Origin of the sequence: Bartonella sp. HY761, assembly GCF_026743145.1 — a bacterium.
In the GTDB taxonomy this organism is placed as follows: domain Bacteria; phylum Pseudomonadota; class Alphaproteobacteria; order Rhizobiales; family Rhizobiaceae; genus HY038.
In genome coordinates this window covers 2,410,481-2,435,859 of record NZ_CP104887.1, presented here as the reverse complement: position 1 = coordinate 2,435,859, position 25,379 = coordinate 2,410,481, and the positions used below count along the sequence as shown (strand labels likewise).

The 25,379-nt window shown below is 41.0% G+C and carries 26 protein-coding genes and 1 riboswitch; of the genes, 11 read left to right on the top strand and 15 right to left on the bottom strand.

Translation table 11 applies throughout. From position 1 onward, the window contains the following. Nucleotides 1–52 precede the first annotated feature (52 nt). Together N6A79_RS10595 and N6A79_RS10590 are read left to right on the top strand one after the other, a co-directional pair. Nucleotides 53–595 (top strand): TetR/AcrR family transcriptional regulator, encoded by a 543-nt coding sequence (locus N6A79_RS10595; RefSeq protein WP_268545909.1) that lies wholly within the window; start codon nucleotides 53–55, stop codon nucleotides 593–595. A gap of 45 nt (nucleotides 596–640) precedes the next feature. Beyond that, nucleotides 641–940, top strand: coding sequence for a DUF7660 family protein (locus tag N6A79_RS10590; RefSeq protein ID WP_268545908.1), 300 nt, complete (start codon nucleotides 641–643; stop codon nucleotides 938–940). An 85-nt stretch (nucleotides 941–1,025) separates the two neighbouring features. Here the strand turns inward: N6A79_RS10590 and gcvP are convergent, their stop codons facing one another. The 3 genes from gcvP to gcvT are packed head-to-tail and all read right to left on the bottom strand — an operon-like array spanning nucleotide 1,026 to nucleotide 5,310. Then, nucleotides 1,026–3,821, bottom strand: a complete 2,796-nt coding sequence (gene gcvP, locus N6A79_RS10585) for an aminomethyl-transferring glycine dehydrogenase (protein ID WP_268545907.1) — start codon at nucleotides 3,819–3,821, stop codon at nucleotides 1,026–1,028. 9 nt (nucleotides 3,822–3,830) lie between these two features. Then, nucleotides 3,831–4,199 carry a glycine cleavage system protein GcvH gene (gene gcvH / locus N6A79_RS10580; RefSeq protein ID WP_262078532.1) on the bottom strand — a complete coding sequence of 123 codons (369 nt, stop codon included), beginning with the start codon at nucleotides 4,197–4,199 and terminating at the stop codon, nucleotides 3,831–3,833. A gap of 4 nt (nucleotides 4,200–4,203) precedes the next feature. Further along, nucleotides 4,204–5,310 (bottom strand): glycine cleavage system aminomethyltransferase GcvT, encoded by a 1,107-nt coding sequence (gcvT, locus tag N6A79_RS10575; protein WP_268545906.1) that lies wholly within the window; start codon nucleotides 5,308–5,310, stop codon nucleotides 4,204–4,206. A gap of 195 nt (nucleotides 5,311–5,505) precedes the next feature. Further along, a riboswitch (glycine riboswitch) is annotated at nucleotides 5,506–5,593 on the bottom strand. Between the two features lie 300 nt (nucleotides 5,594–5,893). Between gcvT and N6A79_RS10570 the strand changes: the two genes are divergently transcribed. Continuing rightward, nucleotides 5,894–6,067, top strand: coding sequence for a hypothetical protein (locus N6A79_RS10570; RefSeq protein WP_182417589.1), 174 nt, complete (start codon nucleotides 5,894–5,896; stop codon nucleotides 6,065–6,067). Between the two features lie 54 nt (nucleotides 6,068–6,121). On the opposite strand, the gene N6A79_RS10565 is transcribed toward N6A79_RS10570, so the two are convergent. Beyond that, nucleotides 6,122–7,030: a LysR family transcriptional regulator gene (locus N6A79_RS10565; protein ID WP_182417588.1), complete on the bottom strand. Its 909-nt coding sequence runs from the start codon at nucleotides 7,028–7,030 to the stop codon at nucleotides 6,122–6,124. 155 nt (nucleotides 7,031–7,185) lie between these two features. Between N6A79_RS10565 and N6A79_RS10560 the strand changes: the two genes are divergently transcribed. Together N6A79_RS10560 and N6A79_RS10555 are read left to right on the top strand one after the other, a co-directional pair. After that, a complete protein-coding gene (locus tag N6A79_RS10560; RefSeq protein ID WP_182417587.1) occupies nucleotides 7,186–8,475 on the top strand; it encodes an MFS transporter in 1,290 nt (429 codons plus the stop codon). A 251-nt stretch (nucleotides 8,476–8,726) separates the two neighbouring features. After that, nucleotides 8,727–9,842: a M20 aminoacylase family protein gene (locus tag N6A79_RS10555; protein WP_268547581.1), complete on the top strand. Its 1,116-nt coding sequence runs from the start codon at nucleotides 8,727–8,729 to the stop codon at nucleotides 9,840–9,842. A 68-nt stretch (nucleotides 9,843–9,910) separates the two neighbouring features. Here the strand turns inward: N6A79_RS10555 and N6A79_RS10550 are convergent, their stop codons facing one another. From N6A79_RS10550 to aroB, 4 genes are all read right to left on the bottom strand, one after another. Continuing rightward, on the bottom strand, nucleotides 9,911–10,096 hold the full coding sequence (locus tag N6A79_RS10550) for a hypothetical protein (protein WP_268545904.1): 186 nt from the start codon (nucleotides 10,094–10,096) through the stop codon (nucleotides 9,911–9,913). A 181-nt stretch (nucleotides 10,097–10,277) separates the two neighbouring features. Then, a complete protein-coding gene (locus N6A79_RS10545) occupies nucleotides 10,278–10,550 on the bottom strand; it encodes a hypothetical protein (protein ID WP_268545903.1) in 273 nt (90 codons plus the stop codon). A 198-nt stretch (nucleotides 10,551–10,748) separates the two neighbouring features. Then, complete coding sequence (locus tag N6A79_RS10540; RefSeq protein ID WP_268545902.1) at nucleotides 10,749–11,348, bottom strand: LysE/ArgO family amino acid transporter; 600 nt, start codon at nucleotides 11,346–11,348, stop codon at nucleotides 10,749–10,751. A gap of 502 nt (nucleotides 11,349–11,850) precedes the next feature. After that, complete coding sequence (aroB, locus tag N6A79_RS10535) at nucleotides 11,851–12,963, bottom strand: 3-dehydroquinate synthase (RefSeq protein WP_268545901.1); 1,113 nt, start codon at nucleotides 12,961–12,963, stop codon at nucleotides 11,851–11,853. A gap of 240 nt (nucleotides 12,964–13,203) precedes the next feature. Between aroB and N6A79_RS10530 the strand changes: the two genes are divergently transcribed. The 3 genes from N6A79_RS10530 to N6A79_RS10520 all read left to right on the top strand — a co-directional run bounded on the left by N6A79_RS10530 (nucleotide 13,204) and on the right by N6A79_RS10520 (nucleotide 15,508). Continuing rightward, the gene (locus N6A79_RS10530; RefSeq protein WP_268545900.1) at nucleotides 13,204–13,428 is read left to right on the top strand and encodes a hypothetical protein; all 225 of its coding nucleotides are present in this window, start codon (nucleotides 13,204–13,206) and stop codon (nucleotides 13,426–13,428) included. 15 nt (nucleotides 13,429–13,443) lie between these two features. Continuing rightward, nucleotides 13,444–14,391, top strand: a complete 948-nt coding sequence (locus N6A79_RS10525) for a site-specific tyrosine recombinase XerD (RefSeq protein WP_182417581.1) — start codon at nucleotides 13,444–13,446, stop codon at nucleotides 14,389–14,391. Between the two features lie 163 nt (nucleotides 14,392–14,554). Continuing rightward, entirely contained in the window at nucleotides 14,555–15,508 is a 954-nt protein-coding gene (locus tag N6A79_RS10520; RefSeq protein WP_182417580.1) for an acetyl-CoA carboxylase carboxyltransferase subunit alpha, read from the top strand. Between the two features lie 152 nt (nucleotides 15,509–15,660). On the opposite strand, the gene N6A79_RS10515 is transcribed toward N6A79_RS10520, so the two are convergent. Next, the gene (locus N6A79_RS10515) at nucleotides 15,661–16,116 is read right to left on the bottom strand and encodes a hypothetical protein (RefSeq protein ID WP_268545899.1); all 456 of its coding nucleotides are present in this window, start codon (nucleotides 16,114–16,116) and stop codon (nucleotides 15,661–15,663) included. A gap of 651 nt (nucleotides 16,117–16,767) precedes the next feature. Between N6A79_RS10515 and infA the strand changes: the two genes are divergently transcribed. Both infA and N6A79_RS10505 read left to right on the top strand, forming a co-directional pair. After that, nucleotides 16,768–16,986, top strand: coding sequence for a translation initiation factor IF-1 (gene infA, locus N6A79_RS10510; RefSeq protein WP_182417578.1), 219 nt, complete (start codon nucleotides 16,768–16,770; stop codon nucleotides 16,984–16,986). Nucleotides 16,987–17,315: 329 nt separating this feature from the next. Then, on the top strand, nucleotides 17,316–17,939 hold the full coding sequence (locus tag N6A79_RS10505) for a Maf family nucleotide pyrophosphatase (RefSeq protein ID WP_410007262.1): 624 nt from the start codon (nucleotides 17,316–17,318) through the stop codon (nucleotides 17,937–17,939). Between the two features lie 111 nt (nucleotides 17,940–18,050). On the opposite strand, the gene N6A79_RS10500 is transcribed toward N6A79_RS10505, so the two are convergent. The 6 genes from N6A79_RS10500 to N6A79_RS10475 form a co-directional block, all read right to left on the bottom strand. After that, nucleotides 18,051–19,313, bottom strand: a complete 1,263-nt coding sequence (locus tag N6A79_RS10500; RefSeq protein WP_268545898.1) for a porin — start codon at nucleotides 19,311–19,313, stop codon at nucleotides 18,051–18,053. A gap of 509 nt (nucleotides 19,314–19,822) precedes the next feature. After that, nucleotides 19,823–21,310: an acetyl-CoA hydrolase/transferase family protein gene (locus N6A79_RS10495; protein WP_268547580.1), complete on the bottom strand. Its 1,488-nt coding sequence runs from the start codon at nucleotides 21,308–21,310 to the stop codon at nucleotides 19,823–19,825. A gap of 105 nt (nucleotides 21,311–21,415) precedes the next feature. Then, nucleotides 21,416–22,117 carry an orotidine-5'-phosphate decarboxylase gene (gene pyrF, locus N6A79_RS10490; protein ID WP_182417577.1) on the bottom strand — a complete coding sequence of 234 codons (702 nt, stop codon included), beginning with the start codon at nucleotides 22,115–22,117 and terminating at the stop codon, nucleotides 21,416–21,418. 262 nt (nucleotides 22,118–22,379) lie between these two features. After that, nucleotides 22,380–23,114 carry an amino acid ABC transporter ATP-binding protein gene (locus N6A79_RS10485; RefSeq protein ID WP_262078518.1) on the bottom strand — a complete coding sequence of 245 codons (735 nt, stop codon included), beginning with the start codon at nucleotides 23,112–23,114 and terminating at the stop codon, nucleotides 22,380–22,382. Nucleotides 23,115–23,198: 84 nt separating this feature from the next. Next, on the bottom strand, nucleotides 23,199–23,909 hold the full coding sequence (locus N6A79_RS10480; protein ID WP_268545897.1) for an ABC transporter permease subunit: 711 nt from the start codon (nucleotides 23,907–23,909) through the stop codon (nucleotides 23,199–23,201). 5 nt (nucleotides 23,910–23,914) lie between these two features. Next, nucleotides 23,915–24,580, bottom strand: a complete 666-nt coding sequence (locus N6A79_RS10475; protein ID WP_268545896.1) for an amino acid ABC transporter permease — start codon at nucleotides 24,578–24,580, stop codon at nucleotides 23,915–23,917. A 222-nt stretch (nucleotides 24,581–24,802) separates the two neighbouring features. On the opposite strand from N6A79_RS10475, the gene N6A79_RS10470 reads away from it, so the two are divergent. Next, a complete protein-coding gene (locus tag N6A79_RS10470; protein ID WP_182417573.1) occupies nucleotides 24,803–25,213 on the top strand; it encodes a hypothetical protein in 411 nt (136 codons plus the stop codon). Nucleotides 25,214–25,379 lie beyond the last annotated feature (166 nt).

Here is a 25,379-nt window from a genome sequence, read left to right as displayed (position 1 = left end):
TTTAATCTCGTTTATTTTAATTAAACTTATGAATGCGGATAGAAAGAGCATAATGCCAAAGCTTAAAACACCAGAAAACGACCTAAAGCAAAAAATTCTTGATATTGCTTTGGATATTGTTGAAAGCGAAGGCGTAAGGCAATTAACCCAACCTTATATTGTCAAAAAGGCTGGACTGCGCCAATCACACTTAACTTACTACTTTCCCAAAAAATCGGATCTTTTCCTTGCGCTTCTTGATGCATCTCATCAACGGCAAGAGCAAAACTCTGATGATGGGAATAAGAACATCATTGCAATTCTAAGCAGTTTTTTCTTCAATCGTGAGCGGATGCGTTTTTTTCTAACGATTTTGCTTGAAATTAATTATGAACCGCATCTTGGCATTGCAATGAAACAGCATATGGAAAGCCTTTATGGTCTAATTGCTAACTATGTGATTGGCGATTATCGTGATGAAGATATTGCAAGCTTTGTTGATGAATTACGGGGGATTGGGTTGCGTGTTCTCGTTGATGATGAATTGCAGCATGGTTGTGAAGAACGCATTGTGAAATTGGCAAAGACACATAATCTCGAATTGCAACAAACCTGATTTTTTTTAATTATTAGGTTGTAACTGCTTATAAGGTGTTAAACTTTGGAAATTAAAACGCACCAAGATTTTTGTAAAAAATTATATGAATTAGGCGATGAGTTTGTTTTGGCTAAAGAGCAATTAGCCGAAAAGTTAAAAACCAATGCATGGGTTGATGAGGCAAGTGGTTGGGTTAATTTTGATGTGCAAAGCTTTTTGCATGCGATAGCGCGCTATATTGAAGATATGGCTCAATTGACGGAAGAAAATGCGGTTTTTCCACAAAATGTCATTAAAAATATTGATGATATTGATTGGCAAAGATTTTATCAGTTTATTGTTGCCGGAAAAGGTTACGAGTAGCAGATAGCAGTGGCTTAACCATGAGCCATTAAAGCTAACGCAGGTTTCAATAAAAAGGCTGGTTGTTACACCAGCCTTTTAAATTTTAGCTATAATTGCTGAGCGGTGGGCAAGAGCAAATGAGATTGCGGTCACCTGCCACATTATCAATGCGTGAAACCGGAGGCCAATATTTTTGGGTTGGATCGCGGTTTTCATCAGGGAAAGCAGCAATTTTGCGGCTATAGGCATGCGCCCAATTATCGTCCAAAGTTTCAGCTAAGGCATGCGGCGCATTGAAGAGTGGATTATCATCCTTTGGCCAAATGCCTTCACCAACCTTTTTCGCTTCACCTGCAATGGCAATCAATGCATCACAAAGACGATCAATTTCGCCCTTTGGTTCAGACTCGGTTGGTTCAATCATCAATGTGCCAGCAACGGGAAATGACATGGTTGGAGCATGGAAGCCATAGTCGATCAACCGCTTGGCAACATCATCAACGGTGATGCCATATTGATCTTTTAATACCCGTGTATCAACAATACATTCATGGGCAACACGACCCTTTTTACCCTTATAAAGGATAGGATAGGCGCTGCTTACTCGTGTTGCAATGTAATTGGCGTTTAAAATGGCAACCTTGGTTGCATCACGCAAACCATCCGGCCCCATCATGCGAATATACATCCAAGTAATCACCAAAATCGACGCACTGCCAAAAGGCGCACTAGATACCGCATAATCACTGGAAAATTCTTCATGACCGGGTAAAAATGGCTTCAAGTGACTTGCGACTCCAATGGGGCCAACACCTGGACCACCGCCGCCATGAGGAATTGCAAAGGTTTTATGCAAATTCATATGGCAAACATCGGCGCCAACATCCGCAGGGCGAGCAAGCCCAACCAATGCATTAAGATTTGCCCCATCAAAATAAACCTGCCCACCATTTTTATGAATAATGTCGCAAATTTCGACAATACCTTCTTCATAAACGCCATGGGTTGATGGATAGGTAATCATCAAGGCACCAAGCTTTTCGCTATATTGCTCTGCCTTGAAGCGCAGATCATCAATATCGACGTCACCATCATTGAGGCACTTGACCACAACCACATCCATGCCTGCCATATGGGCAGAGGCTGGGTTAGTACCATGGGCCGATGCTGGAATGAGGCAGATATTGCGATTATGATCGCCGCGTGATTCATGATAACGGCGAATGGCTAAAAGACCAGCATATTCGCCTTGCGCACCAGAATTTGGTTGGACGGATACACCGGGAAAGCCGGTAATTGCGCTTAAATAATCTTCAAGCTGCTTAATCATTTGGCGATAGCCAACCGTATCACTTTGCGGTGCGAAAGGATGAATATTGGCAACTTTTGGCCAACTTACTGGTAACATTTCTGCTGCCGCATTAAGCTTCATGGTACAAGAGCCAAGTGGAATCATTGCGCGGTCAAGGGCAAGATCCTTATCGGCCAAGCGGCGTAAATAACGCATCATGTCTGTTTCAGATTTTACACCATGAAAGGCTGGTTGCGTCATGAAAGGACCAAAACGCTTTGCTTCCGGCAATTGACTTTCAATGGCTTCACCAACCTTGGCACCAAATAATTGGCAAAGGGCGTGAAGATCATCTTCGGTTGACACTTCATCAAAATTAATCGACACATGATCGCCATCAATAATGCGCAGTAAATAGCCTTTTTCGCGAGCGGCAAAGGCGATTTCTTCCGCTTCACCTTTGACTTTTACGGTGACGCAATCAAAGAAATATTCGCCTAAAGTTTCAATATTAACGCCGTTAAGCGCCGCTTTAAAGCGGGCTGCAAGCTCATGAATACGCTTAGCGATGGCTTGTAAACCCTTAGGGCCATGCCAAATGGCATAAGATGCTGCCATATTAGCAAGCAATGCTTGCGCCGTACAAATATTAGATGTGGCTTTGTCACGGCGAATATGCTGCTCGCGTGTTTGCAAAGCAAGACGGAAGCCAACACGCCCCTTGGTATCAATTGATTGACCAACAATACGCCCGGGGATAATACGGGTTAGGTCACTCGCTACAGCAAGATAACCAGCATGTGGGCCACCAAAGCCCATAGGCACGCCAAAACGCTGCATGGAACCAACGGCAATATCCGCGCCCCAACTTGCAGGGGAAGCAAGTAGCGTAAGGGCAAGTGGGTCAGCAACGGTGATAACACGTGCGCCTGCTGCCTTTGCTTGGCGAATAACAACGGAATAATCGTTGAAAACGCCATAAGTATCAGGCCAAGGCACAATAATTGCTGCGGTTTTTTCATCAATTGTGCCGTTTTCTTCAACGCTATAGCCTTGAGTGATAGCGCGGGTTTTGGCAACATCAAGGGTTTGCGGATGTAAATCACCACAAACTACAATTTTTTCGCGATTATCTTTAAACGAACGGATAGCAAGAGCGTTTGCTTCGGCTAATGCGGTTGCTTCATCAAGCAATGATGCGGCAGCAATGGGAAGTCCAGTTAATTCGGCTACCAAGGTTTGAAAGTTGAACAAAAGTTCAAGGCGGCCTTGACTAATTTCAGCTTGATATGGCGTGTAGGCAGTATACCATGCCGGATTTTCAAATAAATTTCGCAAGATAACAGGTGGCACAAATGTGCCGTGATAACCTTGACCAATAAAGCTTTTATGCAAGGCATTTTGTTCCATAATGCCTTGCAATTCATTTAATGCTTCCGCTTCGCTTGCTGCCTTGGGCAAATCCAGCAAACCTTTTAGACGGATAGAGGCCGGCACTGCCTCCTCTACCAACTGATCCAAACTATCAAGGCCAAGTACATCAAGCATAGTGCTGACATCATTGGCGTCTGGCCCTATATGGCGATCTTTAAATAAATGTTCACTCATACATCACCTCTAGCCGACTAATGCGTCATAGGCAGCTTTATCAAGCAGGCTATCAAGTTGGCTTTTATCACTCAGTTTCATGCGCCATAACCAGCCTGCATCTTCAGCACTTTGATTGACAAGCGATGGATCACTGGAAAGAGCTTCATTGATTTCAATTACTTCTCCATCAACAGGCGCATAAACATCTGATGCAGCTTTAACTGATTCAACCACCACAATAGCATCGCCCTTGGCAACAGTTTTACCAACATCTGGCAATTCAACAAAAACAAGATCACCCAATTGCTCTTGTGCATGGATGGTAATGCCCACAGTAGCGATATCGCCTTCTACGCTCATCCATTCGTGATCTTCGGTATAATAAAGTGTAGACATTGATTTATCCTTTAAAGTAATTTTGCGGAACAAAGGGAAGGGCATGAACGAGGACAGGGATTTTTTTACCCCGAACATCGGTATAAATTTCTGTGCCAATAGTGGCAAACTGCGTAGGTACATAACCCATTGCAACGGGGGCATCAAAAGATGGACCAAAGCCACCAGAAGTCACAATGCCGATTTTTGTCCCATCTTGGTCAAAAAGTTCGGCGCCAGCGCGTACTGGTTGGCGGCTTTGTGGTGCAAGGCCAACGCGTTTTTTGGCAGGACCTTGGGCAAGAAGCTCAAGAAATGCCTTAGCACCGATAAAATCGGCCTTTTCGCGCACAGCTTTGGTAACCGCCCAAGTGATACCGGCCTCAATTGGATTTAGCTCGGGGGTAATATCTTGTCCATGCAAGCAAAGACCGGCCTCAAGTCGTAAACTATCGCGTGCAGCAAGGCCAATCCACTCAACGCGTGGATCATTAATCAGTTTTTCAGCAATAGCCTTTGCGTCGTCAAGCGGTATAGCAAGTTCAAAACCATCTTCACCCGTATAACCAGAGCGCGTAATGAACCAATTATTATCGGTTAACAAACCATGCATGAAAGTAAGATCTGTACCAGGCAAGCCCAAATCATTCATAACATTAACTGCTTGCGGTCCCTGCAATGCTAGGAAAACGCGGTCAAGCGGAGTAATTGCGCAATTAAAACCACTTTGACGTTTTTGCAATTCTGCAATATCTGCATCGGCGTTACCAGCATTGGCAACCACCATAAAGCGCGTGTCATCAAGGCGCGTGATGATAAGATCATCAAGAATGCCAGCCTTATCATTTAAAAGATAATTATAGCGCGACTGGCCAAGCTTAAGCGCGCCTGCATCAAGTGGTACTGCTTGATTTAAAAAACTGGCGGCGTCCGGGCCTTCAACCAAGATAAGCTTCATATGTGAAATATCAAAAAGCCCAACTGCTGATCGCGTATGCAAATGTTCTTTCATCACCCCAAGCGGATAGGTAATTGGCATATGCCAACCGGCAAAGCCACCAAATTTTGCACCTGCTGCTTCATGCATGGCTTTAAGGGGTAATTCTTTTAGATTGCTATCGATGTCACCCATAATCTCTCCCATAAAAGGCTAGCATTTGGGAAAGAGATTTTATCTTCTTGCCCGCATACCAAAACACAATATCCGCGCTATCTTCATGATAGGCAGATTACTATTGTGCCCTTCTGTCGAAAGCCTGAGAGACTCGTGGAAGAATCCACTTACACCTTCGGCGCGGGGCTTCCCCCGACTTTCCAGAGTTGCTTTATCTTAGCTGCGGTCCTTTTGCCTGAGAGATTACGGGCGGTTTTCCCCTTCGGCGATTTATTGAAAAATTCTCTCCCGCAGCAAGATGGAAAAATGCTTTTTCCTGCTTAACGATGAGGATGGCATATCTTTTAAAACATTTCTAGAGGCTAATTGTGTAAATAAGACAGATTGCCCCAACTTAATTATAATAATTACAAAATGGTTTTAAAAATCTAAAGAGGTAAGCTATTCTTTTACAAATAAGCTAATTGATTAAGATGAGGCTTGGTAAAATTGTTGCTATTCAATCAACTTTGCAGCCTTTCCTTTGATAATTGATGCTAATTTAACATCTTGTTAGAATGATTTAAAAGGCGTATTATAATTTAATATGATGGAGGTGGCCATGTTACGTGAACTTGCTCAAATAATATTAGATTTTGCTGGGACTGTGGCTAGTTTCTTTTTCCCAAGCGATGCGGTTAATTTTGATTTTATCCGCATGGCAACAGCTTTAATATTAATGATTATTGTTGCACTGATTATTTGGGGATTGCCAACCTTATTGCATCGCAAGTAAATGCAAATTGAAGCTTTAGGGTAATCGTTCTTAAGAAGTTATTCTTTGCTATTTTTATAGTTTTATTTGGTATATGGGTTGCAACTTTTTTCTTGAAAAATCAATGAGTTGTTGTAATGCTTCTTTTACTACAGGGATGCGGTATACAAATTCTAAATCATAACTACCTTTAAACATTTTATGCTTTATCAAATTGATGTTTGAAGGGCAATTATAGCGTGATGCACTTGATATAATTGTATAGCCAAGTCCACTTGAAGCAAGACCAAGGCACGAATTAAAATCAGTAGCTGCTTCAACTATATTGGGTTTAAACTTGGCTTTGCGACATTCGGTCAAAGTAAAATCATAAAATTCTGGCGACATCTCGCGTGGAAAAAATAAGCAAGGTTCATTTTCAAGCTGCTTTAAACTGGTTCTTGACATTTGGTTCAAAGGACTGTCTTTGCTGCAAGCAATAAGTAGGTGACAGCGCATAGCTGGTATTGCTGCTTTGGTAGTATCGGCCTTTTGCCGCCAGGCCATAAATCCAGCATCAAGAGTTCCAAGTTGTAACCGTTCTGTTTGGCCAATAGCAAGGGTCGGTTCTAAAATAAGCTTAATTCCCGGGTGTTCTTCCTGAAATTCTTTTATGAGCTCAATAAAAAATGGGTTCCATGTATAGCTGGGTGCACTGCCAATATGGAGGGTTTCTTGCTGATTACCGATGCGCTTAACATTGGTTGTTGCTTGGTCAAGGGCTTGTAAAACAAAAGTGCAGTCTTTGAGTAATTGCTCGCCTGCTGCAGTTAATTCTATGCCTTTTTGCCGGCGTAAAAAAAGGCTAACGCCGAGAGAATATTCTAATTCGGCAATTTGTCGGCTTAATGCTGGCTGCACAATAAAAAGATGGCGCGCAGCTTCAGAGATGCTGCCATATTGGGCAACCGCCGAAAAATAACGAATTTTTTTCACATCAATCATATAAGAACCAACAAAATATTTTAGAATATGCAATTTCACATTATTCTTTGAAAATCTACCCATACTTTTTTGTTATGACTCTTATCATCAATTAACAGTCTTTAAAATTGGAGATTTTTGATAGTTCTGTCGTAACAATCATTGGAGGTAAAGTTATGGGAGACGTTTCGCAGGCACCTGAAAATAAAGCTGTATCACGAAAAGTCATTACAGCTGCCGTCATGGGCGGTGCATTGGAGTGGTATGATTTTGGTGCTTATGCTTTATTCGCATTTGTAATTTCAAAGCAGTTTTTTCCAGCAGAAAATGAAGTCGTATCACTGCTTTTAACCTTTATTACATTTGCAGTTGGTTTTGTAACACGTCCTTTAGGGGCTATTGTATTAGGTGCTTATTCTGATCGTGTTGGACGTAAGTCAGCCCTTTCATTAACAATGTTGCTAATGGCACTAGGCATGGCAATTATCGCATTTTGTCCAACCTATGCACAAATTGGTATTTTTGCACCGATCATTATTGTGATTGCACGTCTTATTCAGGGGATTTCTGCGGGGGGGGAAATAGGTAGTGCCTTATCTATTCTCGTTGAAACTGCCCCAAAGCATAAAAGAGGTCAATATGCTGCTTGGCAACAAGTTAGCCAAACAGGCGCCTTTTTAGTGGCTGGTCTTGTTGGTTGGAGTATTACATCTCTTTTAGATGCTGATCAGGTGGCTAGTTGGGGTTGGCGTGTGGCTTTTGCATTTGGTATGCTTGTTGCGCCTGTCGGCTTCTATATTAGAAAGCAGATTGATGAGTCTCCAGAGTTCTTGGCTCAGAATGCAAAAGGGCCAAAAGAACATGTCCCATTTGCAGTGCTTGCAAAAAACAACGGTAAAGCGCTGCTAATTGGTATTGGAATTGTGATTATTTGGACTGTCACAAGTAAAACAGCTAGCTCATTTATGCCAACTTATGCGATTACTAATTTAAAGATGGAGCTATCTTCGCCTTATCTTGGTATGATTGTTGTTGGTATTGTATTGCTATTTTGTCCATTTGTCGGTGCATGGTCTGATCGTATTGGTCGTAAACCTATTATGATTGGTGCGGCTGCTGCTATTTTTGTAAGTGCTTATCCAGCATTTTGGATATTATCAGCCTATCCAACTGTGTGGGTATTGATAGCGCAGCAATTTTTCTATGCAGTTTTAATGGTCTTTTATACAGCGCCAGCGTCTGCTGCACTTTCAGAATTATACCCAACAGCGTTTAGATCATCAGGAATTTCTTTATCCTATAATATTGCGGTTACTATTTTTGGTGGATTTTCGCCAGTTATTTCTACCGCACTTATCGGCTTTACCGGTGATAATCGCGCCATTGCTTATTATATTATGTTTGCAGCATTGGTGAGCATCATAGCACTTTGTGCCGCCAATTTCTCAAAACCTTCTAAGGCTTAAGGTATAAATATTAGGGGGCAATAAAGTTCCCCCTAATGACTTTTCATAAAAGCAATAAGATCTTTAGTTAGATTTTTTATCATAAATATAAGTTTACCTATAAAATTAATTACATTAACAGTGAGATAATTTTGGTTATTTTATTGCCATCAATTTGATAGGCTGTAGCTGAAATTATGAGATAAGTGGAGAATAAATTGGCGTCGCCTGTAAATACTATTCGCCAACATATCAGCAATTTTTTGCCTGAAATGATAAAATTGCGTCATCAACTACACCAACTCCCCGAATTAGGGTTTTATGAAACTCAAACCTCAAAAACCGTTGCTGAAAAGCTAAAATCTTGGGGCTATGATGTTGTCGAAGGTATAGCGGGCACAGGAATCGTTGCAACGCTGCAGCAAGGGGCAGGTAAAAAAATATTGGCAATTAGAGCTGATATGGATGCTTTACCCATTGTTGAAAATACTGACCTTGCTTATGCTAGTAAGAATGACGGTGTTATGCATGCTTGCGGTCATGATGGACACACGACGACACTTCTTACAGCCGCACGCTGTATTTCGGAACGAAAAGATTTTTCGGGCACTGTTCGGTTGATATTTCAACCTGCCGAAGAAGGTTTAGGCGGCGCTAAAAAAATGATTGAGGAGGGGCTATTTACCAAATTTCCTTGTGATGCTGTTTTTGGCTATCATAATGTTCCTGGTATAGCTTTGGGGCAATTTTGCTTTATTCCCGCAATAGCAACAGCGGGCTCAGATCGCGTGCGTATTACCATACATGGTCGTAGTGGGCATGGTGCGCAACCGCAAAAAGCCATTGACCCAATTTTAATTGGTAGCGCCATTGTTTCTGGCCTCCAATCGATTATTTCTCGTAATATTGCTCCCAATGATGCCGCAGTTATTACGGTTGGTAGCTTTATTGCAGGTGATGCTTTTAATATTATTCCAGAAACTGCAGAATTGCGGTTAACGGTTCGTAGTTACGATGCCAATATTCGCGCCTTGCTTGAAACGCGGATAAAAGAACTGGTGCAAGGTTATGGGGCAGCTTACGGTGCAACTATTGATGTTGAATATCGCGCAGTTACGCCTTCGGTTTATAATGATGAAAAATTAACGCAACTTGCGCAAAAGGTTGCCGTTAAAAATTTTGGTCCAGAGAAGCTTTTCCAACAAAATGAGCCATTTTCATTTAGTGAAGATTTTGCTTATATGTTGGAGCAATGTCCTGGCTGCTATCTGTTTATTGGCAATGGGAATTCAGCTAATTTACACAATGATCACTATAACTTCAATGATGAAATTATTGAAGTTGGTGCAAGCTTTTGGGTGCATTTGGTTGAAGAATTTTTGCAATAAATAGATTATTTAGTCTGTATAATTTAGAGCATAGTCAAAGCTATACGAGCCTTTGAATATGCTCTAAATTAGTCATTATTGCTTGGTTGTCCTAAGCGTGTATCATAAAGAAAAATACCATCTTGGCTTTGTCCGCACATCCAACCACCGCGTGCGAGGCGATAGGGGGCTTCGGTTATATCAATACCACTTTCGTTTGCTTGTAATGGTTGGCATATCCAATGACCAATGGAGTAATGACAACCTGCAGCCATATAAAGAGGTTCACTTAAAAAACTATGGGCTAGCCTGCCAAATTCACCGCTAGATTGTAATATTCGATGATAAGTTTCATCGGTTATGTTATCAAAAGGATCATAGGCATTTTTAAATGCTTCGGAAATTTCGACATCACTCCCTCGTATAATCTCAATCGGTTGATCGGGAGAACTTACATCAAAGCCAAGCTTCTGGCCAAGACTTAGCTGTGCGCAAAAAGCTTGAGGCTTCCTGCTCGCTTATTTTATGTAGAGGTTCATTCCACCACGATAAAAAGCGTTTAAATATTGCGTCGCCACGCGGCATAAGCAACATCATTTCTTCAATGGCAGCATGGGGCAATTGATCAGTAAATGAAAATTCGGTAAAAAAGTTGATGCGATTATCCCTGCTTACATTATCAGGAATTGGCATGGCTTCATCCTCTGGCTCCGGATTGGTGCGATCCATTATTTCATGCCAACGATGTTGCCAATATGTCTGTATTGTTTCAGGTGTTTGTCCCAATGGGGTATGTACTCGACTTGCCGCGTTTTTTTACCGGATTGAATATTTTTATTTGCAAAAAGTTTTTTAAACCAACTCATATTTTTTCCGCTATCTCATCAATTTAAAAATGATTTTTTTAACGATAGGCAAGCATTTAATTTAAAAAAATAAAAGCTTTATCGCGATAGCCCACATGATAAGCGCAATAATGCTATCAAGTATTTGCCATGAACGAGAATTGTTAAAAATTGGCCTTAAAAAACGGGCGCCAAACCCAAGAGAAAAAAAGAATAAAAATGAACCCATCACCGCACCAAGCCCAAATAAATATTGATGAGGGGTAAATTGAGTGGAGACTGTGCCAAGCAAAACCACAGTATCAAGATAAACATGCGGATTAAGCCATGTTAAAGCAAGGCAGGTTAAAACAGCACTTGTAAGGGATATTTTTTGTGTGCTGCCAAGTTCCATATTTCCATTCGCTCGGTAAGCGGCAAGCGCACTTTTGCCGCCATACCACAGCAAAAACAAACCACCACCCCACCGCATTAAAGGTTCAATCCAAGGTTGGCTTTGCAAAACTATATGAAAGCCAGTTACACCAAAGGCAATCAATAAAGCATCGGATAAGGCGCAGGTTAAGCACAAAATAAAAACATGCTCGCGCTTTAGCCCTTGCTTCAAAATAAAGGCATTTTGCGCACCAATCACCACTAAAAAGCTAAGCCCATTTGCAAAGCCATAAAAAAATGCGTCCATCAAATGCCTATAAGGAAAATTTAAGTTATGCCCTAACTTTTTATTCTGTTGCTCTCACCTAAAAATAATCAATAAAATCAATAGGTTAAATGCCAATAAAAGAGGTTATGGTGTCCACGAAGGGATTCGAACCCCCGACCCCAGGATTCATACCACTACGATTTTCATCGCCATAGAATGATCATCTATGTTTGTGGTCTGGACTGTCCCTTCACCATTGGTAAACATTACATTTAACCTTTAGGTGCTGCCCGTCCAGTCTCTACACCTTCTTTCAATAATTGATAGCTTGCGCTAAAATATTGAAAGCTTGGCTCGGGATTGGCATATTGTTGGATAAATCGCAACAATAAAGCTTTCCCCGAATTTGAGCAGATCCGTTGCAGGGTTTCCCAGCTGCAACGCCCAATTTTTAGGAATCCTGTGCTCTATCCTACTGAGCTACGTGGACATTGATGCCTTTCTCTTAACCAATAACGATTAAAGGATCAACTAGCGATTGTTAAATTTTGGCAAGTTTTTCTTGTAAAAAGGCTAAAACATCAGAAGTTGCGATATTTTTTGCCACAAAAGACTGGCCAAGCCCTCGTGTGAGGATAAATGTTAAGGCGCCACGTTCAACTTTTTTATCTTGTGCGATAAAGCCCATTAAGGTTTCAGCATCTGGCAAGCCGCCTGGCACATCACCAAGATCTGTTGGCAGACCAACCTCTTTTAAGTGCGCACGCACGCGTAAAGCCACTTCGGGCGCACAAAGATTTAATTTTGCTGAAAACTCATGGGCAAGCACCATGCCAATCGCCACTCCTTCACCGTGAACAAGGCGGCTACTATCATAATGGGTGGCCGTTTCCAAGGCATGGCCAAATGTATGGCCTAAATTAAGCAAGGCACGCTCGCCCGACTCACGTTCGTCACGAGCAACAACATCGGCCTTTGATTGGCATGAACGGGCAATTGCACTAACCCTTTCGCTGCCGCCCGCAAATACGCCCTGCCAATTTTTTTCAAGCCATTCAAAAAAATCTGGTTGGTTAATGAGCCCATATTTAGCAACTTCCGCATAGCCGGCACGAAACTCGCGCTTACTTAATGTGTCAAGCGCCTCGGTGTCGGCAAGCACGAGTTCTGGTTGATAAAAGACACCAACCAAGTTTTTTCCATGTGCTGTGTTAATGCCAGTTTTACCACCGACTGAAGAATCAACCTGCGCCAAAAGCGAAGTTGGCAATTGGATAAAGCCCATACCACGGCGAACGACGCCGGCGGCAAAACCAGTTAAATCACCAACAACGCCGCCGCCAAGCGCTAAAACCATATCACCACGCTCTAATCTTGCATCGAGAAGATCACTTACGACTCTTTCCAAGACAGGAAAGGATTTTGATTTTTCTCCCGCATCAACAATGATTGATGTATTGTCAATGCCAGCCTGCTTTAAGCTTTCTTCTACCGTTTTTAGATGAATTTTTGCCACATTACTATCGGTTACAATGGCTGTTCTTACGCCTTTAAAGCGTGATGCAATCAGCGCACCGCAAGAATTAAGAAGATTAGAGCCGATCAAAATATCGTAGCTACGTTCATCCAAATTAACTCTAACGGTGGTGCTCATCTCTTATCTCCAACAGTCAAATCAAAATTATTCTAACCTTAAAACAATTCGCCTGCTCTGTGAAGCTTCTGATTTTCGTTGAGTTTAATGATATTTGTTAAAATGAGTGACATTGATGATATTTATTCAATAAAATTGCGGACGTTAGCAAATAAACAACAATTTAAATCAATAATGCGTTTTAGAACCTTTCCCGTAGGAAAGATGCAAATATTCGTTCTAATTCTAATAAAGGTTAGCATGCCAACCATACGCCGCATTTTTTTGATTCTTTTGACAATTGCCGCATTGTTTTGCGGTGCAATTTATGCACTGGCCTATATGGTAAAGCCTAAAACTGCAGAGCTGACGATTACAATACCAAATGATAAGCTAAATTTGCGGGCATGGCCTGTACCACCGGTAGAGCCAGTACGCGATGAGCAAGCATTAGATGCAGATCGCCTTAATGAGCCTTCACAATAAGAATTGGGTAGCATTATGGTAAATAAGCAATCTTCGCGGTTGATTGATCGCTTTTTAGAAATGATGAGTGCAGAGCGCGGCGCTGCCGACAATACGCTTGAAGCCTATAATCGTGATCTTGAATGGGCTGATGAATTGCTTGCTAAAACTAATAAACAATTATCCAATGCTATGGAAAGCGATATTGAAAAAATCTTGCAAAGCATGGCGGTGGAAGGTTTTAGCCAAAGCTCGCAAGCGCGTCGCCTCTCGACTTTGCGGCAATTTTATCAATTTCTTTATGCTGAAAATGTCCGGCAAGACGATCCTACCGCCCAAATTGATGCCCCAAGCAAAGCTAAAACTTTGCCGAAGATCATGAGTGAAGCAGAAGTTGGATTGTTACTTGATTTTGCAGAGAGTGAAGCAAATTTGAGTGATTTGAGCGATGCGGAGCGTTATCGTAACTATCGGTTATATGTTTTAATCGAGATGCTTTATGCAAGTGGGCTTCGCATATCAGAACTCATAAGCCTTACCTTGAGGGCAGTAGAGGGAAATCCGCAATTTATTCTTGTCAAAGGTAAAGGTGCAAAAGAACGACTTGTGCCGCTTTCCAATAAAGCTCGCCAAGCAGTCGAAACGTGGCTTTTAATAAGGAAAAATAAAGCCTCAGATAAAAGCCCTTTTCTATTTCCTGCGCAGTCAGATAGTGGCTACATTGCGCGGCAAGTGGTGGCGCGTGAGTTAAAAGCACTTGCTAGCCGCGCGCAAATTGACGCTGAAAAATTATCGCCTCATGTGTTGCGCCATGCTTTTGCAAGCCATCTATTGCAAAATGGTGCAGATTTACGCGCCGTACAACAATTATTAGGTCATGCCGATATTTCGACTACGCAGATTTATACCCATGTGTTAGAAGAAAGGCTGCAAAAGCTGGTCAATAGCTTTCATCCCCTTGCTGAAAATGCTAATAAAGGGTAAAAAAATAAAATTTGCCATGGAAAGGGCGTTTTTTTGTTTTCTTTTAAGCGCAATCATTGTTAAAGAAAGTAAAATTGTCCCAAATACTTTGGTCTTTAACGCTTGCTTCATGAAAAGTGCATAGAAGATAGCTCCAAAATTACTCGTGTGGATTAAATAGTTGATGTATAATTACCTTGATTTTGAAAAACCTGTTGCAGATCTCGATGCCCAGATTTTTGAGCTTAAAAAGCTTAGCCAAGAAAAAGACAGTGTCAATATGAGTGATGAGATTGACCGTCTTGAAAAGCGCTCTGCGCAGGCATTGCGTGATCTTTATAAAAAATTGACCCCATGGCAAAAGACGCAAATTGCGCGTCATCCGGATCGTCCGCATTTTTTAGATTATGCCAACCACCTATTTAGCGATATCACTCCATTAGCTGGAGATCGTAAATTTGGTGAAGATGAGGCTTTGCAAGCTGGCTTTGCTCGCTTTCAAGGGGAAGCTATTGCCTATCTTGGTCTTGAAAAAGGTCATGATACGCAAACACGCTTGAAACATAATTTTGGCTCCGCCCGTCCTGAAGGCTATCGCAAAGCCGTTCGCATCATGGAAATGGCTGAACGCTTCAATCTTCCTGTGGTGTCAATCATTGATACAGCCGGAGCTTATCCTGGTGTTAGTGCGGAAGAGCGCGGTCAAGCGGAAGCCATTGCTCGGTCAACGGCTGAAATGCTAAATCTTAAAGTTCCTGTTGTTGCTATCGTTATCGGCGAGGGCGGTTCTGGCGGTGCTATTGCTATAGCCGCTGCTAATCGCGTTTACATGCTCGAGCATTCGATTTATTCAGTTATCTCACCAGAAGGTGCAGCTTCTATTCTTTGGCGCGATGCCACCCGCGCAAAAGATGCAGCGACCAATATGCGCATTACAGCGCAAGATCTTTATGAGTTAAAGATTATTGATGGTATTATTCCAGAGCCTTTGGGCGGTGCACATCGTGATCGTGAAGCAGTGATGGATGCAACTGGAAATATTATTGCTGCTGCGCTTAAAAGCATGGCCGATAAGGATGGTATTACTTTACGTGATGAGCGGCGTGAAAAATATTTGGCTATTGGTCGCAACCTTTAATCGACTGTTTTTTGTATTGTTTGATTTTTTTCTTAGAATTTTATTCGGCATCAAATAACAAAAGCAAAATAAAAAGACCTATCTGATCGATCATGAAATCAGATAGGCCAATTGGTTAGCTTGATTTTAGCTAACGGGGATTTTTGAAATTTTTAACGCAAATGCTGTGGTGCAATTTTAGCAGCATTAATGCGGCCTTGGTTTGCGGTCTTTGCTTCTGACTTTTCAGGAACAATAGTAATTGAAATATTTAAGCCAGCAGATGCGGTACGGCCACCTGTTGCGCCAGCACTACCACCTGCACCACCGCTAACTGCCATTGAGCGCGCACGGCTATTTACAGCGGCTAATTGCGTTGAAAGCTTATTGGTTTCAACGCAACCTTTTTGATTTCCAACAGTCACATAGCACCAAGCTGAATTGCAAACACCAACATTAACTTCAGTTCCCTTAGCAATTGTGCTTGTTATAGCGGCACCATTTGCAGGTGCATTATGCAATGATAAGGCAGGGGCTGAAATTGTGGTTGCTTGTGCAGTAAGTGCGCTGCCAATTACAGCAATTGCTAGAGTTGAAGCTACGATAATTGATTTTGCAAAACGGTTCATGATCTTAGTCCTTTAATTTTTATGGAAGAACCGCAAAACCCGTTATTTTTAGCAAAGTTTCTCTATTCGCGAAAACTCGTTTCGCGCTTATTTGCTTCAAATTTTGACAAGGTTAGACTGTTAACGGGAAGCGCTTTTGGCTTCCTGTTGTTAAATTCTTCTGAGTTGTTCGATTAATTCTCTTAGCTGCTTGGCTCAATTACCATCTGTCAGCGTCCATACAACAAAAACGACTTAGCCGGCAAAAGGTTCCAGAAAAAGTTTACAAAAAGTAAATTTTTATAAATATAGATATATTTATAAAAAGCGTTTCATTTTGTTAATCCTAATTTAGATATATGGAATTTTAAATTTTCAAAAAATTGCTTTTTAAGTATTCAAATTGATAAGTGATTCTGTATTGCTTTGGGCTTTTATAAGTTGGTCTTGAAATCTTGATGTTTTTCTGTTATAGAGCCGCTAAGTGTTGCTGATTATGGCTGTTTTCATTGAATTTGATGCAGATAAATGTGCTTTTCATGTAAAAATTATGTGGCAAGTATGCTTTATTATTCACAAGGTGACAATTATCATATAGGTTTCGCGCCAAGGTGGCGAGGGCCGGCCCGTAAATGGGTTTATTATTTTTTTATTCAATAGAATAGGGTTTCAATGGCTAAAGAAGAAGTTTTGGAGTTCTCAGGTATTGTTACTGAGCTTCTACCAAATGCAATGTTTCGGGTAAAACTTGATAATGAGCACGAAATTATTGCCCATACAGCCGGAAGAATGCGTAAGAACCGTATCCGCGTGCTTGCAGGCGATAAGGTCATGGTCGAAATGACCCCTTATGATCTGTCTAAGGGTCGTATTACCTATCGTTATAAATAGTCTATTTTTATTTACCATAGCAGCTTTTAATTCATACTATGGTTCAAGATAAAAACTCTAGATTAATATGGTATAAAGATGAATAATAGAGGTCTATTAATAGATCTCTTATTTTTATGTCTTTTATAAAAATCAGGCTTTGTTTTGGTGTTGCTTTTTTCAAGCAAGCATTTGGCTTTTTCATATAGCCGCTAGTTATTTTCCATTTTATAATTTGATTTTACTTGATGTTAAAATAGTTGGTCTATTTTGCAGTCTGGTTGCTATTAAAGCAGCAGGAAAATTGTTTATTGACTATATGGCGGACAAAAATGCAGCATGATGAAGTGATTAAAAATGAAATGCCTTTAATATTGGCGTCAGCGTCACCACGCCGTATGGCATTATTGAAACAAATAGGTATTGAACCAGATCATTTACATGCAGCTGATATTGATGAAACACCAAAGCGTGGTGAACACCCATTTTATTTGGCAAGACGCCTTGCATTAGAAAAAGCTCAAAAGGCGGCGCAAGTCATACGGTTAATACCACAATATGAAAAAGCGCCAATTATTAGCGCCGATACGGTTGTAGCAGTTGGGCGAACCATCTTGCCTAAGCCTGATAGCGAGGATGAAGCTCGCGAATGCTTGCGCCTATTATCAGGGCGTAGCCATAAGGTTTTTACCGCAGTTTGTGTATTATGTGCCAAGGGTCATCTGCATCACCGGGTTGTCGAAACCCGCGTGCGTTTTAATCGTTTACCAAAATCTGTGATTGATGCATATGTTTTATCGGGTGATTGGCGCGGTAAAGCTGGCGGCTATGCTATTCAAGGTCTAGCCGGTAGTTTTGTATTACGCATTGTTGGTTCTTATAGCGCAGTAGTTGGCTTGCCATTGGCTGAAACAGCAGAACTGTTGCGATCTGTTGGTTATCCTGTTTATGAGAATTGGAGCATGATTTCTTAAAGGAAAGACTTATGCTGTAGAAGTTGGCAAAAATCGGTTTTAGCGGTCGAAAAAAAGCCGGCTTGGAATTATCCAAGCCGGCTTTTTAAATAGAATTTCTAATATTTAAGATTAGAATGAGCGTTGTAAACGAAGCATGCCTTGGAATGCATTTTCGCCTTTCATGCTATTGCGAACGCCAGAGCTTAACAATGCACCAGCATCGCTGTAAATTGCCTTATAACCGTAATTGCTATCCCATTTTGTGTAAGCAATTTCAGGGGTAATTGTTAAGCCAGGGACGATTTGGTGTGAAATATTAGCAGCGGCTGAAAAAGTACGCTCATCATCATAGCCAGCTTGGAAATTGAAGCTTGTATTTTTGGTAAATTTGTAGCTTCCACCACCCCAAACAACCCAATCGCCGCCCCAGTCACCGATGTTTGAGTTATAAATGCGTACTACACTGATATAGTCTTTTTTGAACGCTTTAACAGATGTATCAACTTTGTAGTAGTCGTCCATGGATTTATAGCCACCCATAACCCAAACTGAGAACTGATCTGTTACATTAAGATCAAGGCGAAGCTTACCAGCCCATTCCTCATTGCGGGCATCATAGGCAGCAACGGCAGAGACCGCACCCCAACCTTGTTTAAACTTCAAGCCACCCAAAACATGCGGTGCATAATCATCAATTTGCTGACCCACAAGTTTATAGCTCCGTTCAGCGATGTACCGATTAGCAACACTGTCATAATAGCGATTATAACGGGTACCATTAATATCACTTCCAGAACCTTGCTCAACACCAATAATTGCAGAAAAGCCGTTACCAGAATTATAAGTATAGCTAATCATATTTGTGCGTGTAGAACCTTTAGGTGATAACACGTCATCGTTCATGACTTTACCTAGGTAGCCAGTCCAATGTGCAAAGATTGACTCGTCCATACCAACGCGAAGACCGCCAAGTTCAATATATGCAAAACGCAATGATGTCTTATCGCCGGCTGCACCCCAGTTAGCGCCACCTTGCCACTCTGAACGTAGGTCAATATAAGTGCGTAGTGTTCCAAGTTCAGTTTCAGCTGCTGTATGGAAGCGTAGTGTCGCACGCGAACGCCATGCGTAAGTATCGCGTTCAATGCCATCACGCGAGGTCGCATATACGTCGTCGCCGCCTTTTATTTCGGCGCGAACATAGCCTGAAATACGCATGCAGGTTTCAGTGCCTGGAATATAGTAGTAACCAGCACCATATGCGTCGCAAACGCGAACATATTCAACCGGTTCAGGTTCAACGGGAACGACAACAGCATCTGCTGCATTTGCTGCGCTATATCCAGCGAGTAATGCGAGCGGCACTAGCGGTAAGGTTTTAAGAATTGACATTTATTTCTCCACTGCCAAATTTATTTCTTGGCAAGGATTAGAAAAACAATATTACAGTGCCGTGTTATGAGTGTTACAATAATATGAAACCATTGGATCAGTGCTTTAGTATAAGTGATGCATTGCTTTATGTGTTATTATTGCAACATATTTTTGTTAGAAAATACTAAACCTTGAGCGGGAAAGCAATTGGCATAGAATCACATACCTAATATTGACGCGATTAGAACAAATATTCCAAACCTTAGTAACTTTGAAAGGATGCAAATGATTGCTTAGGTGTAAACCATCATGGTTATTATGAGGGTATCGGAAAAATATAAACTATCCATAAGCTATTATGGGAAACAAATAACGCCAATCTTTGTATAAAAGACAAAACCGCAAAGGATTTTTAACCCCCTGCGGTTGAGAAAAATTAAAAGTTGGGCATTTCAATTTAAGGTGCTGGCTATAGTACTTGAATAGCCAGCTTCGAATGCAAAAATGATCTAAAAATTTTTATAAATTTAAAGCATGCTGCCTTCTTGTTGCATTTTTGTGTGCCATGAAAAGGCTTCTTCAAGCATATGCGGTGTGTGGCCGCCGCGTTTTACCGCACGGTCAAAATAATCCTGCATTTTATCGCGATAGCTTGGGGCAATACAGTTTTTGATGATGGTGGCGGCGCGCTCGCGCGGTGCAAGGCCACGTAAGTCGGCAAGCCCTTGATCGGTAACAAGAATATCAACATCATGTTCAGTATGGTCTATGTGGGTTACCATTGGTACAACCGATGATATTTTTCCCCCCTTTGCCAAGGATTTAGTGACAAAGATAGAAAGAGAGGCATTGCGAGCAAAATCACCAGAGCCGCCAATACCATTCATCATATGGGTGCCATTGACATGGGTTGAATTGACATTACCATAAATATCAAATTCCAAGGCGGTGTTAATAGCGATAAGACCAAGGCGGCGAATAACGCCGGGCATATTGCTGATTTCTTGAGGACGCAATATCAAGCGGTCTTTATATTTTTCAATATTGTCAAAAACGCGCTGACCGCAGGCTTGGCTTAAGGTAATTGATGAGGCAGATGCAAAAACCAGTTTGCCAGAATCCATTAAGTCAAAGGTTGAGTCTTGCAAAACTTCGCTATACATTTTTAGGTCTTCAAACGGGCTTTGCAAAAAGCCGCTTAAAACAGCATTTGCAATAGTGCCAATGCCGGCCTGCAGAGGCCGCAGTGATTGTGTGTAGCGTCCCTTTTTCATCTCATGAATAAAAAATTCAATCAAGTGATTTGCGATAGCTGCGGTTTCGGTATCAGCTGGCAATATATTTGATGGACTATCAGGCAGATTACTAATGACAATCGCAGCAATTTTTGCGGGATCAACCTTAATATAATTGGTGCCAATACGGTCCTCTGGTTTGACAATCGGAATTTGTGTGCGTCCAGGAATTAATTGTGGAATATATATATCATGCAATCCTTCCAATGCTGGATTGCAGGTCATATTAATTTCAACAATGACTTTTTTAGCTTGCTCCACAAAGCTTGCCGAATTGCCAACTGATGTGGTTGGAATGATGCCACCATCTTCACGAATAGCTACGGCTTCAACAATGGCAATATCAACAGGTGCTAATTGGCCGGCACGCAATTGCTCAACCGTTTCGGAAAGGTGCTGGTCAATAAACATAACTTCGCCGCGATTTATCGCATGGCGCAGGGTTGAATCTACCTGAAAAGGCATGCGGCGTGCAGTAATCCCTGCATTGCAAAGCAGTCCATCAATATCATGACCAAGGGAAGCACCGGTTAAAAGCGTTATTTTGAATGGATCTTGCTCAGCACGCTTTACCATAGCAAGCGGCACACATTTTGCGTCGCCCGCTCTTGTAAAACCGCTCATGCCAATAGTCATGCCATTTTGAATAAGGCTTGCCGCTTCTTCACTTGACACAATTTTCTGTCTTAAAGCTGCACTGCGGATACGTTGGTCATACATGATATTATCTCTAAAATTAGCACGAAGCATTACAAGGACACTGCTCTTTTTAATAAAGCAGTGGGCGAAATTTCCTCCCATTTGTATTATTATAACTCTTGCGAGTTAGACAGCAGCCTTTTCCATCTCCTCAAGGATAGACTGTGTCACCAAAACCGGATCTTCGGCTTTGATAATAGGACGTGCTACCACCAAATGGCTTGCACCGGCACGAATGGCGTCAAATGGTGTCATAACCCGCTTTTGGTCGCCATGGTCTGTGCCACTTAGGCGAATGCCCGGAGTAACGAGTGCCATAGTATTACCGATTACTTGGCGTAAAGCCATAGCCTCATTGGCTGATGCGACAATACCACCCATACCAATATCACGTGCTTGTTTTGCCCGTTTTAACACAAGATCTTGCGGTGTATCATTGTAGCCTGCATCTTTTAAGTCTTGTGCATCCATCGAGGTTAAGACGGTAACGCCAAGCAGGCATAAATCACTTCCCTTTGCCGCTTCGACCGCTGCTTGCATAGCTTTTGGGTAAGCATGAAGGGTTAGCATCGAAACGCCAAGGTTTAAAATACTTGAAACGCCACCAGCAATGGTATTATCGATATCAAGTAATTTCATATCAAGAAAGATTTTTTTGCCATCTTGGATGAGTTCTTTGGCAAAATCCAAACCACCAGTAAAAGCAAGTTGATGGCCGATTTTATAGAAGGTGGCATTATCGCCAAGGGTCTTGATAATAGCATTGGCTTCACTAACGGTTGCAACATCAAGGCCTACAATAAGGCGATCGCGCATATCCTGCGTCATTATTAACTCCTCTTCATGAGTTTGTTTTTGCATATTTTTAAAACTATTAAAAGCAAAAAATGCACGAATTTTTATAAGCAATGATCACTGTTTTTTGTGACAAAAAAATCAGAAAAAAGTGCTCTTTTAGGTTATTATTTATGCCCATCTAGTTATTAGTTTGATTCTAACTGCGCATGTCCATTTGCGGTTTATGCGCTGTTTTTTTGGCAAAATACTAGCATTACATTGTTTAATTGCGTTTTATATGAGTATTGGGTGGTTAAGCGTTTGTTGGCCGCATATCAGCCAAAAAATCTTTTATGCGTTGATGGCGCGGTGCATCAAAAAACTGCGGCGGCTCTGCATCTTCCAAGATTATACCCTTATCCATAAAAATTATCCGGTCTGCAACATTGCGGGCAAATTCCATCTCATGGGTAACCACAATCATTGTGAGACCTTCCTTGGATAGTCCTGTCATTACATCAAGCACTTCTTTCACCATTTCAGGATCAAGAGCGGAGGTCGGCTCATCAAAAAGCATGACTTTGGGTTTCATGCATAAAGCACGAGCGATGGCAACACGCTGTTGCTGGCCGCCGCTTAATTGCCTTGGATAGGCATCGGCCTTATCTTCAAGCTGCATGCGGGTTAAAAGTGAGCGTGCATAGCTTTCCGCGTCAGTCTTGGAGGTTTTACGCACACGGCGCATAGCAAGGGTTAGATTATGCAATACGCTCATATGGGGAAATAGGTTAAATTGTTGAAACACCATACCTACATCGCCGCCAAGCTCTAAAACATTTTTACAATCTGGTGCTAGATGATGACCAGCGATTTCAACCGTGCCACTTTTGCGTTGTTCAAGGCCATTAAGGCAGCGTAATAATGTTGATTTACCCGAGCCTGATGGCCCGCATAAAACAATACGCTCGCCCGATTTTACCGTTAGGTTTATATCATGCAAAATTTGCGTTTTGCCGAAAAATTTAACTAGGTTTTCAACCTTAATCATTTAGAAACCTTCATTTCCTTGCTGATTATATTATCAGTCTTGTTTTTAATTTGTTTTAAATTAGGCGTTTTAAAAATGAAAAATTTATTTCGTTCTCTGACCTGTTATCGATGCTGGTAAAAAATAATATTCCAACACTCTAAATATCATTGCAATGACAAAGCCAATACACAAATATAATATTGCTGCGGATAAAAATGCTTCGAAAGCGGATGAACTATTTGACATAAATGTTTTAGCGGTGCCAAATACGTCCATGACAGTAATAACACTAGCTAGCGAACTACCTTTTAAAACGATTACCATTTCATTGCCAATCGTTGGTAGTACATTACGATAAGCTTGCGGCAATAAAATATCGAAAAGTCGAAAGCGTTTTTTTAGGCCAAGAGAAATAGCTGCTTCGCCTTGGCCAGTTGGAATTTGCCGCAAAGCACCTAGTAAAATTTCTGCCATATAAGATGCTGAGTTAAGACCAATAACAAACATAGCACAATATTTAGCATCATTTAAAATGAACCATAATAAGCTACCGCGCTCAATTGCAAGCCCTGTGCTTATTTTGCCAAACAGATTATAAAAGATGAATAATTGTACGAGTAAGGGGCTACCGCGTGTCATGAAAGTGTAAATGGCAACTGGCCAATAAAAAATCGATGACTTAGAATAAAGCGCTAGGGCAAAAGGCAAAGCTAATAATTGTCCAATGAAAAAAGCACTAAGGGTGATTACAATTGTTAACTGTAAGCTTGGTAAAATTGCCGCGAAAGATTGTAAAAAGACATCAAGTGACATAGCGGCTATCTCCTTTGCGACATATATTTATCGCCCGACTTGAAAAGAATAGTCGAGAGAGTGGTAACAGCGATGTAAATCAATGCAGCAGCAATATAAAACTCCATCTGCGAACGTACAGCACTGCCGCCAACAGTAGCTTTGCGCAATAATTCTTCATAGCCAATAGCTGAAACGAGCGCGCTGTCCTTTAATATAATAAGCCATTGGTTGCCAATTGCTGGCCAAGCAAACATAAAAATTTGCGGTATAATAATTTGGATGAAGGTTGTTGCACGGCTAAGGCCAAGGCTAGTTGCTGCTTCCTTTTGTCCCGCTGGAATGGTATTCAAGGCACCGCGCAATATTTCAACAAAATAGGCCGATGAGACCGCTCCAAGGGCCAGAATTCCAGCAATTAACCCATTAACTTCAATATAAGTGCTAAATATATTCGTTAATAAAAATGTGCCGCCATAATAAAATAAGAAAATAATTAAAATTTCAGGGATACCCCTAATAAAACCAATATAAATAATAAATAAAAATCGTAACGGTGCAGGTACACTATTCCAAATAAAGGTGATAAAAGTTGCTAATAAAAGTCCAAGAAAAAAACCACCTATCGAGATTTGCAGGGTTACTATAAGCCCCTGCATTAATTGGGGGAAATAGGCTATAATTGCAGACATATGAAAATACCGAAAATTTGCACTTTATAAAAAATCTAGCGCAGTCTTATATGGTTTAAAAAGAATATGGAACCATTAAGGGTAATAATTATTGCAGAAGGGAAAAAAAGCAAGCTTTTCCACCAAGGATGGATTAATATAGTTTAATATTTTCATGCAAATAGCTACATTTGAAGTTGTATATGTTTTAATTCTAAAATAATAAGAATATTGCGAGGGATAATGCAAAACCACATAGATTTTTCATGCCAAAATATTCATATTGATTATAGCGATGATAATGTTAGATTCGCGGCAAGTGATAATGATCTTGATCCAAAGCAATATTTGATAATTGATATTATTACCAACCCCACAAGCCAAGACATACAGCTTGGCATGGTTGGTTATTATATTGAAATCCATAGTCAAATTTTGGAACAATTAATGCTTATTGAAACGCAACTGGGACAATATGGCGCCATAGCATCCATTGGTTTAACCAATACAGATTTGCGAATAGATTTTGATAAGGCAAGCCGAATTGGCAAGCAGGTGGATTTTCTAAAACTACACTTTCCCGAATATGAAAAGGCTAACATCCATCATTTTTTTAAAACTTATTTAGATGATCTTTTTAATGATGCAATTTAAGATAAATGACGCAGCCTTTACTAAAAACAGGCCATTATCGCATTTATTTTTTATAAAGATAATTTAGTGAGCAAAATTTTTTAATTAGCTACTAATAAAAACAAAGTCTGTTCTTTGAAAATTTTTCAATTGCCGCCACAAATAAGTTAAGTTTTATAGTGAGGGT